This window comes from Curtobacterium sp. MCSS17_011, from assembly GCF_003224275.1.
In the GTDB taxonomy this organism is placed as follows: Bacteria; Actinomycetota; Actinomycetes; order Actinomycetales; family Microbacteriaceae; genus Curtobacterium.
The window spans coordinates 56,122-68,799 of the sequence record NZ_QKLE01000010.1 but is presented as its reverse complement, the minus strand read 5'-3'; the positions used below and the strand labels follow the sequence as shown (position 1 = coordinate 68,799).

At 70.9% G+C, this 12,678-nt stretch carries 12 protein-coding genes; 6 read left to right on the top strand and 6 right to left on the bottom strand.

Features of this window, described 5'->3' with window-relative positions:
* Positions 1–263: 263 nt before the first annotated feature.
* From DEJ17_RS09230 to DEJ17_RS09215, 4 genes are all read left to right on the top strand, one after another.
* On the top strand, positions 264–1,436 hold the full coding sequence (locus tag DEJ17_RS09230) for an ROK family transcriptional regulator (protein WP_110893228.1): 1,173 nt from the start codon (positions 264–266) through the stop codon (positions 1,434–1,436).
* A gap of 149 nt (positions 1,437–1,585) precedes the next feature.
* A complete protein-coding gene (locus tag DEJ17_RS09225) occupies positions 1,586–2,701 on the top strand; it encodes a sugar ABC transporter substrate-binding protein (RefSeq protein WP_110893226.1) in 1,116 nt (371 codons plus the stop codon).
* Positions 2,702–2,830: 129 nt separating this feature from the next.
* Positions 2,831–3,595 (top strand): ATP-binding cassette domain-containing protein, encoded by a 765-nt coding sequence (locus tag DEJ17_RS09220; RefSeq protein ID WP_110864792.1) that lies wholly within the window; start codon positions 2,831–2,833, stop codon positions 3,593–3,595.
* Positions 3,592–4,860, top strand: a complete 1,269-nt coding sequence (locus DEJ17_RS09215; protein ID WP_110893225.1) for a sugar ABC transporter permease — start codon at positions 3,592–3,594, stop codon at positions 4,858–4,860. Before DEJ17_RS09220 ends, DEJ17_RS09215 begins: the two co-directional genes overlap by 4 nt.
* A gap of 189 nt (positions 4,861–5,049) precedes the next feature.
* Here DEJ17_RS09215 and DEJ17_RS09210 read toward each other — a convergent pair whose 3' ends face one another.
* From DEJ17_RS09210 to DEJ17_RS09195, 4 genes are all read right to left on the bottom strand, one after another.
* Complete coding sequence (locus DEJ17_RS09210) at positions 5,050–6,057, bottom strand: SPFH domain-containing protein (RefSeq protein ID WP_258366743.1); 1,008 nt, start codon at positions 6,055–6,057, stop codon at positions 5,050–5,052.
* Positions 6,058–6,259: 202 nt separating this feature from the next.
* On the bottom strand, positions 6,260–7,198 hold the full coding sequence (locus DEJ17_RS09205; RefSeq protein ID WP_110893221.1) for a phosphotransferase family protein: 939 nt from the start codon (positions 7,196–7,198) through the stop codon (positions 6,260–6,262).
* Positions 7,199–7,288: 90 nt separating this feature from the next.
* Positions 7,289–7,888, bottom strand: a complete 600-nt coding sequence (locus DEJ17_RS09200; protein ID WP_146239672.1) for a hypothetical protein — start codon at positions 7,886–7,888, stop codon at positions 7,289–7,291.
* Positions 7,885–8,751 (bottom strand): SMP-30/gluconolactonase/LRE family protein, encoded by an 867-nt coding sequence (locus tag DEJ17_RS09195; RefSeq protein WP_181421118.1) that lies wholly within the window; start codon positions 8,749–8,751, stop codon positions 7,885–7,887. Before DEJ17_RS09195 ends, DEJ17_RS09200 begins: the two co-directional genes overlap by 4 nt.
* 70 nt (positions 8,752–8,821) lie before the next feature.
* On the opposite strand from DEJ17_RS09195, the gene DEJ17_RS09190 reads away from it, so the two are divergent.
* A complete protein-coding gene (locus tag DEJ17_RS09190; RefSeq protein WP_110893215.1) occupies positions 8,822–9,214 on the top strand; it encodes a VOC family protein in 393 nt (130 codons plus the stop codon).
* 79 nt (positions 9,215–9,293) lie between these two features.
* On the top strand, positions 9,294–10,325 hold the full coding sequence (locus DEJ17_RS09185; RefSeq protein ID WP_110893213.1) for an LLM class flavin-dependent oxidoreductase: 1,032 nt from the start codon (positions 9,294–9,296) through the stop codon (positions 10,323–10,325).
* 101 nt (positions 10,326–10,426) lie between these two features.
* Here DEJ17_RS09185 and DEJ17_RS09180 read toward each other — a convergent pair whose 3' ends face one another.
* Both DEJ17_RS09180 and DEJ17_RS09175 read right to left on the bottom strand, forming a co-directional pair.
* Complete coding sequence (locus DEJ17_RS09180; protein ID WP_027464806.1) at positions 10,427–11,641, bottom strand: glycosyl transferase; 1,215 nt, start codon at positions 11,639–11,641, stop codon at positions 10,427–10,429.
* Positions 11,638–12,450 (bottom strand): HAD-IIB family hydrolase, encoded by an 813-nt coding sequence (locus DEJ17_RS09175; protein WP_110893309.1) that lies wholly within the window; start codon positions 12,448–12,450, stop codon positions 11,638–11,640. The genes DEJ17_RS09180 and DEJ17_RS09175 overlap by 4 nt, the downstream gene beginning before the upstream one ends.
* Positions 12,451–12,678 lie beyond the last annotated feature (228 nt).

Sequence of the window (12,678 nt, the reverse complement as noted above, 5' to 3'; positions counted from 1 at the left end):
GATGCAAAGATCATCTGCAATCAAGACGGACAGCCGTCGTGGCACCGAGCAGCCGAGGCCCCCATGCCGGTCACCCAGCGAGGCGGGCACTTCGCGATGCTCGAACAGCGGGAGCTGCTCGTCGGCCACGTCCGGGAGACGTTCCGGAACCTGCGCTGACGCTCTGAACGCGCGCGTGCGGGACGGGAGGCACGGTGCCAGCTGGCACCGTGCCTCCAGGCCGTCACCGCGAGCGTTCCGGGCCCGCCCGTTACGCTGTCCCCGTGTCAGAGCCGCGCCGTAGTCCGGGGAACCAAGCTTCACTGCGTGAAGCCAACCGGGGTCGGGTCGTCAGCGCGGTGAAGCGGCACGGCGGGCTGACGCAGGTCGAGCTCGCCGGCGTCACCGGGCTCTCCCCCGCGACCGTGTCGAACATCGTCAAGGAACTCGTCGCGACCGGTGCCCTGCACGCGACGCCGAGCACCTCGAGCGGCCGTCGGGCGCTCCGCGTGACCCTGCCGCACGGCCTCGGGCTGGTCGCCGGGGTGCACGTCTCGCCGCGGCACCTGCGGCTGGCGCTGTCGGACCTGAACGGCGCCGTCCTCGCCGAGCGGCACATGCCCCTGGCCCGCGACCACCGCGCCGACGCCGAGCTCGACAAGACCGCGCTGCTCGTGCTGGACATGGTGGAGTCGATCGAGTCGTCGATGGACGAGGTGCTCGCCGTCGGCTTGGCCGTGGCCGCCCCGATCGACGCCCGCACGGGGATGACGGCGCGCGGTGGGATCCTGCGGGGTTGGGACGGCATCGCGCTCGGCCAGTCGCTCGCCCGGCGGATGGACAAGCCCGTGCAGGTCGACAACTCCGCCAACCTCGCCGCCCTGGCGGAACACCGGAGCGGGGCGGCCCGTGGCCGAGACACCGTGGTGACGCTCGACGTCGGCAACGGCATCGGTGCCGGACTCGTGCTGGGCGGACACCTGTTCCGTGGGCACCACGGCATCGCCGGTGAGTTCGGGCACACCCCCGTCCTGCCGAACGGGCCCCTGTGCCGGTGCGGGAACCGCGGGTGCCTCGAGGCGATCGCCGGCGCGCCCGCGGTGCTCGAGGGCGTCCGCGACGAGGTCGGCACCCTCAAGCTGGCGGACCTGATCCTGCGGGCGATGGGCGGCGACCAGGTCTGCATGCGTGCCGTGGCCGACGCCGGGCGGGCGATCGGCTCGGCGGCGGTGGGACTCTGCAACGTCCTCGACCCGGAGCGGGTGGTGGTCACCGGCGAGTTCGCACGGGCCGGGGAACTCCTGCTCGGCCCGATGCGGCAGGCCCTCGAGTCGTCGTTGATCGTCGACCTGGACGGCACGCCGGACGTGGTGCAGGGGCAGCTCGGCGAGAAGGCCTCGGTGACCGGCGCGCTGGCCCTGGCGATCGAAGCCGTGGACGTGACGCGCGCACGCTAGGCGCGGGCGAGCCGGGGCGCCCCGCGCCCGCCGGATAACGTTTTCGTCACGGCGCGCGGTCCTTGCGTTCAACTCTTGCAGCCAAGAACGCTCGCTGTCACACTCAGGGCACCGCCGATGGGGGCGGTCCACTGTTGGAGGACGTTTCAATGAAGAAATCCACCACACGAGCGATCCTGGGCGTCAGCGCCCTGCTGCTCGCGATCACCACCCTGGCAGGCTGTTCCAACGGCGCGGACGCCGGGACCGGTTCCGGCGGGGGCGGCGGGGACGCGTCGAAGGCCAAGATCGGCCTGCTCCTGCCCGACTCCGTCACCGCCCGCTACGCCAGCGCCGACCGTCCGCTCTTCACCGCCGAGGTGAAGAAGCAGTGCAGCGGCTGCTCCGTCATCTACGCGAACGCCGACGGCGACGCGTCGAAGCAGCTGCAGCAGGCCCAGTCGATGCTCACGCAGGGCGTCAAGGTCCTGGTCCTCGACCCGTTCGACGGCGAGGCCGCGGCGTCCATCGTGCAGCAGGCCAAGGCGAAGAAGGTGCCGGTCATCTCCTACGACCGGCTCATCAACAGCCCCGACCTGAGCTACTACATCTCGTTCGACAACGAGAAGGTCGGCGAGCTGCAGGGCCAGGCCCTGGTCGACGCCCTCAAGGCGAAGAAGGTCCCGGAGGGCTCGGGCATCATCATGGTGAACGGCTCCCCCACCGACAACAACGCGTCGCAGTTCAAGAAGGGCGCGCACTCGGTCATCGACGACAGCGGCTACAAGGTGCTCGCCGAGTACGACACCCCCGGATGGGACCCCGCCAAGGCGCAGGACTGGGCAGCCGGCCAGATCAGCAAGCTCGGCAAGGACAAGATCACCGGTGTCTACGCGGCGAACGACGACACCGGCGGCGGCGTCATCGCGGCCCTGAAGTCGGCCGGCGTCACCGAGCTCCCGCCCGTCACCGGGCAGGACGCCTCGCTCGCGGGCATCCAGCGGATCCTCGCCGGTGAGCAGTACATGACCGTCTACAAGGCCTTCAAGCCCGAGGCGTCGAAGGCCGCCGACCTGGCGATCCAGTTCGCGAAGGGTGAGACCCCGAAGGGCGACACCACCGTCGACACCGCCGGGGGCGCCAGTGTCCAGTCGACGCTGCTCGACCCGGTCGCCGTCACCACGGACAACGTGCAGTCGACGGTGGTCAAGGACGGCCTGTACGAGGTGTCGAAGATCTGCACCGCGCAGTACAAGGCAGCCTGCGACAGCGCCGGCATCGAGTAGGTCCGACCCCCTCTGCCCGCCCGGTCCGACTGCGGACCGGGCGGGCCTCACCGATCGAGGACGACACCCGTGAGCACGACACCCGTGAGCAACGCGTCACCAGCAGCACACCCCTCCGCCGAACCGGTGATGTCCCTGCGCGGGATCACCAAGCGGTTCGGCGCCGTCCAGGCCCTCAGCGACATCGACTTCGACGTCTACCCGGGCGAGGTGGTCGCCATCGTCGGCGACAACGGCGCCGGCAAGTCGACGTTCGTGAAGATCCTCGCCGGGGTCTACACGCCGGACGGCGGCACGATCACGTTCGGCGGCGACGAGGTCAGCGTCCCGAACCCGGCGGCGGCCCAGACCCTCGGCATCGCGACGGTGTTCCAGGACCTCGCCCTCGCCGACAACCTCGACGTGGTCTCGAACCTGTTCCTCGGCCGCGAGATCGCCCACCCGTTCCTCGACGAAGAGGAGATGGAGCGCCGCTCGTGGGAGCTCCTCCAGCAGCTCGCCGCGCGGATCCCGTCGGTGCGGATCCCGATCGCGTCGCTGTCCGGCGGGCAGCGGCAGACCGTGGCGATCGCCCGCTCGCTGATCGGCGACCCACAGGTGGTCGTCCTCGACGAGCCCACCGCCGCACTCGGTGTCGCGCAGACCGCCGAGGTCCTGAACCTCGTCGAACGCCTGCGCGAGCGCGGACTCGGCGTCGTCCTCATCAGCCACAACCTCGCGGACGTGCAGGCCGTCGCCGACCGGGTCGCGGTCCTGCGCCTCGGGCGCAACAACGGCACGTTCCGCATCGACGACGTCTCCTACGAGGAGATCATCGCGGCCATCACCGGCGCCACCGACAACGCCGTCACCCGTCGCGCCGCCGCCCGGACCGAGCAGGAGACCTCCGCATGAGCAAGACCGACGAGACCCTCACCGCAGCGACGCCGACGCCCTCTGCCGCGGACCTGCAAGACGAGCGGCTCCTGCGGGACGCTGGGCTCGGCGGGGCGGCGAAGGCGTTCGTGCGCCGGGTCCGCGGTGGCGACATCGGTTCGCTGCCGGTGGTCGTCGGGCTCATCGTCATCTGGGCGGTGTTCCAGGCGCTCTCCCCCGACTTCCTGTCCCCGGGCAACCTGGTCAACCTCGCCCTGCAGTGCGCCGCGGTCGGCACCATCGCGATCGGCATCGTGCTCGTGCTGCTGCTCGGCGAGATCGACCTGTCCGTCGGCAGCGTCAGCGGGCTCTCCGCGGCGATCCTCGGCCAGGGCCTCACCACGCTCGGCTGGCCGCTGTGGCTCGTGCTCACCGTCGCCCTGGCCGTCGGTGCCGCCGCCGGCCTGCTCTACGGGCTGCTGTTCACCCGCTTCGGGGTGCCGAGCTTCGTCATCACGCTCGCCGGTCTGCTCGGGTTCCTCGGGCTCCAGCTGCTCATCCTCGGACCGAACGGCTCGATCAACCTGCCGTACGACTCGCCGATCGTGCAGTTCGCCTCGGCCTCGTACCTGCCGCCGTGGCTCGCCTACCTGCTGGCCGTCCTGGCCGCCGGAGGACTCTTCTTCACCGAGGTCCGCCGCGCTGCCCGCCGCCGCCGTGCCGGACTGTCGACCGGGGCGATGTCCCTGACCATCGTGAAGGCCGTCGCCCTGTTCCTCGGCCTCGCGCTGATGGTCTGGTACCTGTCACGCGACTTCGGCACCGGCACCTCGTTCGTGTTCTTCATCGTGCTCGTCGTGCTGATGAACTTCGTGCTGAAGCGCACCCGCTGGGGCCGCTCGGTCTTCGCGGTCGGCGGCAACGTCGAGGCCGCACGACGCTCCGGCATCCGGGTGAACCGCATCTACATCTCGGTGTTCATGCTGACCTCGCTCTTCGCCGCCGTCGGCGGCATCCTCGCCGCCGCCCGCCTGAACTCGGCGAGTCTGTCGTCCGGCGCGGGTGACACGAACCTCAACGCGATCGCCGCCGCCGTCATCGGCGGGACCAGCCTGTTCGGCGGCCGTGGCAGCGCCTGGTCGGCGCTGCTCGGCATCATCGTGATCCAGTCGATCTCGAACGGGCTCACCCTGTTGAGCCTCGACTCGTCGATCCGCTACATGATCACCGGCGCGGTCCTGCTGCTGGCCGTCATCATCGACTCGCTCTCGCGGCGCAGCCGCGCCAGTCACGGCGCGGCCTGAGCGGGGCCCTGGACCCCGCCACGGCGACGGACCGGGAGGCACGGTGCCAGCTGGCACCGTGCCTCCCGTCCGTCTCGGCGAGCGTCTCGGATCCGGAAGACGCCGTCGTGTACCCCGGCGCCGCCCCGTGCGCGAGACACCTGGCGAAAACGGAGGCGTCTCGGTGACTGGGCGGTGGCTCGGCGCGCGCTACTTGCTCTTCGAACCCGAGGTGCCCGGCAGGCTCAGGATGTTGTCGGTGCCCTGCGGCACGACGATCAGGGAGCCGTTGTCGCCGGCGCTCTTGAGGGCCTCGATCTCCCGCTGCTTGAGGGCGGCGTCGGAGAGCGGGTGCTCGTTGAGGACCTCGTTGGCGTCGGCCTGACCCTGTGCCTCGGCGACCTGCTGCTGCGCCTGCACCTTCTTGGCGTCGAGCAGCGCGCGCTCCTTCGTGACCTGGATCTGTGCCTGCTGCGCCGTGGCGTAGGCGTCGATGACCGACTTCGGCGGGGTGATCTCCTGCAGCGCGAAGTTGTCGACGTGCACGCCCGAGCCCTTCCACCGCGTCTCGAGCGCCTGGATCATCGCCTTCTCGACGGTGCCGCGCTTGGTGATGAGCTCGATGGTGGTGAAGTCGTTCGGCACCTGGCGGACGACGCTGCGCACCGAGTTCCCGATGAACTGCGTCTTGAAGTTCTCCTCGGTCTTGTACGACCGGTAGATGTCGGTGACGGACTTCGCGTCGATGCTGTACTGCAGGTTGAGGCTGACGTTCGACGAGACGCCGTCCTGGTCCTGCACCGTGACGTACGGGCCGGAGCGGACGTTGCCGTTGTTGTCCGAGTCGGAGCCGTTCACCGCGTTGATGTAGGTGACGGTCTGGTTGCGGATGTTGAACGTGTGGAGCGTGGCCCACGGCGCCTTGAAGTGGAACCCGGAGTCCGTGGTCTGCCCGACGATGTTGCCGGAGATGTCCACCTGGACCTTCGACTCGCCCGTGTCCTGCGCGTACAGGGTGCTGCCGAGCGTGAGCCCGACGAACAGGACGCCGGCGGCGGCTGCAGTCCACGCGGCGATGAGGTTCGGACGACGGGTGGGGACGGCGGGGCGTGCCTCGCGACCGGGGGTGGCCGGTCGTGCGGGGGTGGAGTAGGTGCGTGTTCGGAAGAAGAGCGCGACGAGCGCGATGACGAGGAAGACGATGGCGGCGACGAACATGACGATCACTCCTGGATGCTTGTCCGTCGAGTCTGCCGTACCGGGAGGGGTGCGGGTGACGCGGGTGCGCGTGTGTGCGTGGCGGGCCGTGTCGCCTGGTGTCCGTGTCGCCTGGTGTCCGTGTCGCCTGGTGCGAGGTTGTACACCTGGTGGGACCCTGGCGCCTCGCGCCAGGTGTGCAACCTCGCACCGAGCGGCTCGCTCAGGGCGCGCGCCGCATGGGCTGGGCCGGTCCGACGATCTCCTCGATGCGCTCGAGTCCGCTGCAGCAGCGCCCGAGGTACTCGTCGTACAGGTCCGGTCGCCGGTCACGCGCCCACCGGGTGACGTCGAGCAGGTGCAGCGCGGTCATCGACGCGAGCCGCCGGTGGTCGTCGTCCGACGCGAGTCCGGCAGCCGTCATGAAGTCGTCGTGGTCCGCGCGGGTGACGGACTCGTCGATGAACGTCCACGCGAAGACCCGGCGTGCGTCCGTCAACGGTGCCGGCCCGGTCTCCGCGGCACCCCAGTCGATGAGCACCGGCGACCGGTCCGGACCGCGGGAGACCAGGTTGCGAGGTGCGAGGTCGCTGTGGGCCAGCCCGAACTCGAACTGCGCCTCCGACAGCGGGGCGAGACGCCCACGCACCCGGTCCGGCGACCCGTACGCGCCGTCACGGAACAACGGATCGTCGTCGCCGAGCGCATCGAGGTTGTAGTCAAGGTGCGCGGTCCAGGCGAGTCGGAGGTCGCCGCCGAACCGCGAGAACAACGACCGAGGCGCATCGACGAGCGGGATCGTGGCGACGGCTTGCGCTGCGCTACCGAGCCACCGCCACGGGCGGTCGATCGGTCGTGGGTCAGGCGCGACGTACTCCGACACCGAGAAGGGGACACCGCCCTCCGACCCGTGGGCGAGCGGTTCGGGTACCGGGATGCCGACCCGGCTCGCACTCCGTGCGGCCCATGACTCGACGGGGTACTCGTCCTGCCGGAGCGGGTCGACCGGGAAGCGCACGACCACTGGTGCAGCACCCGCGCGGTCCACCCGGTAGGCGTGGTTCACCGCCCCGCCGTGCAGTCGTTCGATCCGGTCCACCGATCCGCCGACGGAGCGCAGGACGGCTCGGAACCACTCCTGCTCGACAACCTCGTCCGACATGGGACCAGCCTGGCCTCCCCCGGACCTTGACTGTCCGACTCGGCCTCACCGTACCCACGCTGACCGACGCTGGAGGCGGCATACCCGAGCTCAGGAGACCGGCGTCCCTGCCCGGTCCAGCTCGGCCAGGACCCGGCGGCTTCGACGCACGCCGATCACCGTCGCGACCGTGACGAACACCACGACGACGGCGATGAACACCAAGAACGCCCAACCCCATCCGAACGTCGTGGCCGAGGCCCCTCCGAGTCCCACCAGGCTCAGCCCGGTGCCGATCAGGGTCGGGGCCGAGGCCCGGGTGGAGCGTCGGTGCCACGCGAGCATCGCCCGCACGAGCGGCACGGTCTCGGGCGTCACCGGTGCCCGTCCGCTGATCTGTCGGGTGACGGACTTGCGGTCCGCCGGGGTGAGCGCGCCGAGCGGCTGCTCCGGCGTCTCGACGAGGTAGGGCAGCAGCCTGCCGTGGCGTCGAGCACGGCCCCAGGCGGTCACGTTCACGACCGCTCCGGCCAGGGCGAACAGGAACCAGATCACCGATTCGGTGCGGAGCACGGAGGGAACGCTGATGAACGCCCACAGGATCGACAGGCCGGCGAACCCCGCCTGCTGCGACATGACGACCACCGTCGGCCCGTGCTCGACCAGGTGCTCGGCACGACGCGTCGCCTCGGCGAGGTCGCTCGGGTTCACCACCCCGGCACCTCGACCCGCACCGAACTGATCCGACCGGCGCGCGTCGTCGCCGTCACGGCCGGATCGTAGCTGTCGGCGGTCGCCAGGTAGAGGGTGCGACCGTCCTCACCACCGAGCGCACAGTCGATCGCGCAGTCGCCGGGTGCGTCGATGCGGTCCGTCACCTCGCCGCCCTCGACGACCCGCAGGAACTCCCCCGTGTCGACCGAGCAGACCCAGATCGCGCCGTCACGGTCGACGGTGCTGCCGTCCGGGGTCACACCACCGGGCAGGGCTGCCCACTCGCGCCGCCCGGTCAGCGAACCGTCGTCCTCGATGTCGAACGCGGTGAGCCGGCCACCCCACGTCTCGCTGACCACCAGGGTCCGGGTGCCGGGCAGGATGTTGGCGCTGTTCGGGAACACCAGGCCCTCGGCGGCGAGGCGGACCGAGCCGTCGGGGTCGATCACGTAGAGCGGGCCGGGGCGCAGTTCCTCGCCCGCGTACAGGTCGTAGCCGAAGGCACCGATGTAGGTCCGGCCGGTGTGGGCATCGACGACCAGGTCGTTCACGAGCGACGACTCGATCGTGGAGAGGTCGGCGAACACCGAGGTGCTGCCGTCCGGCTCGACGGCGACGACCGTGCGGGACTCCATCGAGCTGATGATCAGACGCCCGTCGGCGAGCCAGCCGAGCCCCGACGACTGCCCGTCGACGGTGGCCTCGAGCCGGGGGCCGTCGGTCGAGGACGGGTCGACCGAGAACACCTGGCCGGTGTGCATGTCGGAGTACCAGAGCCGTCCGTCGTGCCAGCGGTTGCCCTCCGGGAAGCGGATGCCGGAGATGACGATGTCGGTCGCGGAGTCGAGGGTGATGTGCACGGATCCAGCCTGCCAGCGGGACCAGGACACTGCCCGGACGGATGCCGTGACGGCGGCCTAGGGTCGTCCCATGCCGGGTCGTCACCTCATCCACCACCTGGGCGTCTTCGCCAGCGACTTCGCCGCGAGCGCCGCGTTCTACACCGCCGCCCTCGCGCCCCTCGGCATCGGGGCGGGCTACCGCACGGACTCCGTCGCCGAGTTCTGGCAGCACGGGGACGACACCCCGAGCGTCTCGCTCGAGACCGCCCGCAGCCCCGAGGCGACGACGCGCGGACTCCACCTGGCGTTCGAGGCCGGTTCACGGAGCGAGGTCGATGCCTTCCACCGAGAGGCCGTCGCCGCCGGCGGGGTGTCACGGCACGAGCCGCGCTACTGGCCGGAGTACCACGCGTACACCGCGTTCGTGTCCGACCCGGACGGCAACAACGTCGAGGCACTGATCAAGGAGACCCGACCCTGACCCGCAAGACCGGGGCCTGGGCCTGGGCGACGCCCCGGACACGACGGACCGGGCACGACGCGTCTGGCACGATCGACCCATGCCCCTCGATGGAACTCCCCTGCACCGGCTCGGCTTCCTGACGATCGGGTCGTTCGACCCCGCACGACCGTCCGAGGGCCACGAGGACACCCTGCGCGTGATCGAGCGCGCCGAGACCCTGGGCTTCGACAGCGCCTGGCTGCGCCACCGTCACCTGCAGCACGGCATCTCCTCCCCCGTCGCGGTGCTGGCCGCCGCCTCGCAGCGCACCTCCCGCATCGACCTCGGTACCGCCGTCACCCCGCTCGGCGCGGAGAACCCGTTCCGCCTGGCGGAGGACCTCAGCACGGTCGACGTCCTGCTCGGCGGCCGTCTGAACCCCGGCTTCTCGGTCGGCACACCGATGCACTTCGACCTGTACCGCGACGCGATCTACCCCGACACCCTGGAGCACGAGGACCTCGGCAACGACCGGCTCCTGCGCTTCCGTGACCTGGTGCGCGGTGACCCGGTGACGGCGACCGAGACCGTCGAACGCCGCGGCATCGAGGAGTTCGCGAGCACCGTCCAGCCGCACAGCGCCGGCCTGGCCGACCGGATCTGGTACGGCACCGGCAGCACGAAGTCGGCTGTGTGGGCGGGCGAGAACGGCTTCCACCTGCTCACCTCGAGCGTCACCCGCAGTGAGGTCGGCACCGACTTCGCGACGAACCAGCGCGCCCAGATCGACGCCTACCTCGACGTCCACCCCGACCCTGCTGCCGCTCGCGTCTCGCAGGGCCTGGTCGTCATCCCGACCGACACCGCGACGGCCGATCAGGAAGCCCGCTACCGCGCCTACGTCGACAGCCGCTCCGGTCGCGTCGGCGTGCCGATGGGCCCCGCCGGGATGCTCTTCGCCGCCGACCTGGTGGGCACGTCGACCGAGATCGCGGACCGGCTCCGTGCCGACGTCGGCTACCAGGCGGTCACCGAGGTCGCCTTCGCGCTCCCGTTCTCGTTCGAGCCCGACGACTACGCGCAGATCATCACGGACATCGCGGAGCGTCTTGGCCCGGAGCTCGGCTGGGCGCCGCAGCGCGCGGCCTGAGAACGGCGCCAGACCGGCGGACGGGAGGCACGGTGCCAGCTGGCACCGTGCCTCCCGTCCGCCGTTGACTCGCGCCCAAGGCGCGCGCGCAGGGCGCCGGATCAGTCCTGCTGGTCCGCCTCCACCGCGTCCCGCAGCCGGTCGAGCACGTCCGGCACCGCTGAACGCACCCGGCTCCAGCTCGGGATGAACGGCTTGTCGTTCGGCCGCGCCGTGAAGGCGCCGCCAGCGTCGAGGATCGCCTTGGTGAAGAGCTCCACCGCGGCTTCCTCGGCGTGCTGGTCGAACGCGAGCCCGCTCATCTCGGCTTCGTGCCGGTAGACCTCGACGATGTCGAGCGCGTTCCGGTAGTACGTCGCCTTGAGCACGCGGAACGAGTCGGACGTGAGCGGGACGCCCATCGTCGCGAGCTTCCGGAGCAGCGACTGCACGATGTCGTTGCCCATCCGTGCCAGGCCGCCGGTGCCGTCGGCCTCGGCGAGGGGCTGGTGCTTGTGGTCGTACGCGTCGGCGATCTCCACCTGGCACACCTGCCGGGTCGCGTAGTCGCGGTAGACCTCGGAGAGCATGCCGATCTCGAGTCCCCAGTCGCCGGGGATCTTCAGGCCGTTCAGCACGTGGGCACGCATCGCGAACTCGCCGGACAGCGGGTACCGGAAGCTGCTGAGGTACTCCAGGTACTCGGACTCCCCGTAGACCTGGCGGAGCGAGCGGAGCAGGGGCCCGACGAGCAGCCGTGCGGCGCGACCGTTGATCCGGCCGTCGGCGACGCGGGCGTAGTAGCCCTTCGAGAACTCGTAGTCGAACGCGGGGTTCGCGACCGGGTAGAACAGCCGCGCGAGCATGCCACGCTCGTAGGTCGTGATGTCGCAGTCGTGCAGGGCGATGCAGTCCGCCCGCTCCGACGCCAGGGCGTACCCGGTGCAGTACCAGACGTTCCTGCCTTTGCCCGGCTCCCCCGGCGCCAGTCCCGCACGCTCCAGTTCGGCGTCGAGCTCGCGCAGCCGCGGCCCGTCGTTCCACAGGATCCGGTGCCGCTGCGGCAGCCGCGAGAAGAACTCGCGGGCGTGCTCGAACTGCGAGCGGTCGGCCCGGTCGAGCCCGATCACGATCTCGCTGAGCCAGTCGGCCTCGGCCAGCTCGTCGACGATGCGCGACAGGGCCGGACGCTCGAGCTCGGAGTACAGCGCCGGCAGGATCAGGCTCATCGGGCGCTTCTCGGCGAAGCCCCGCAGGTCCTCCTCCAGGCTCGCGGTGCTGCGGCGACCGAGGTCGTGGAACGTCGTGATGACGCCGTTCTGGTGGAAGTCGCTCATCGGTGGCTCCTGACGGACGGGGTGGTGAACCGGGTGAGGCCCTCGGTCCACCCCTGCGGGCCGGGGGCGGTCGTGCGGTGGACGCGCTCGGGTCGGTCGTCCGCGAGGGGTCCGGGTGCCGGGCCGTGCCCGCGGATCACGACGGCGAAGTCGACCGCGTCGAGCATCGCCGTGTCGTTCGGTCCGTCACCGAGTCCGATCGTGCGCGGGACCGTGCCGGTCCGGCGCTCGTGGTCGGCGATCAGCATCCGGACAGCCGCACCCTTGTCGCGGCTCGCCGGCAGCACGTGCCAGAACCGGCCGCCGCGCACCAGGTCGAGGCCGACCGCGGCGAGCGCCGCGCGGAACGCGTCCGCCCGGTCGTCGTCCTCGGCGTGCCAGAGCAGCACCTCGGACGCTTCGCGGGCCCGGGCAGCACTCGCAGCGGCGACGTCGAGTCCGGTCCAGTCGGCGACGACGGCGTCGGTCACACCCGAGAAGGTCGAGAACTGCAGATGCAGTTCACGGTGGACGCGGTCGAGTCCTGCGTGCAGCCGCTCGAGGTCGCCGTCGACCGGTCCGACCAGCACGTCGCCCGCCGGTCCGACCACGACCGCGCCGTTCTCCGCCACGAACGCGTGCCCGTCGAGCCCGGTGCGTGCCTGCAGCGCCGTGATCTCGGCCCGCGTCTTGCTGCTGCAGAACACCACGGGGACGTCGTCCGCCCGCAGCTGTTCCAGCATCGGCAGGGCCGCGTCGAACGAGTAGTCGTGGTGGTCGAGGAACGTCCCGTCGAGGTCCGTGACGATCATCAGGTCGGGTGTTGGCATCGTGCTCCGCTTGCGGCTGGCTGGGCTGCGGGCGACGATGCCCCGGACCACCCTGCCACGCGCATGCGTCGGTTGGGTGAACGAGCCGGCGTCGGTCGCGCGACGCGACCAGCGGACGGACTGGAGGTGGGCCCCACCAGCCGGTACCGGCGCACCGCGCCAGCGGGGTGACGGCCGTGCCTGGAGGGACCGTGCCAGCTGGCACCGCGCCTCCAGTCCGTCACGGCG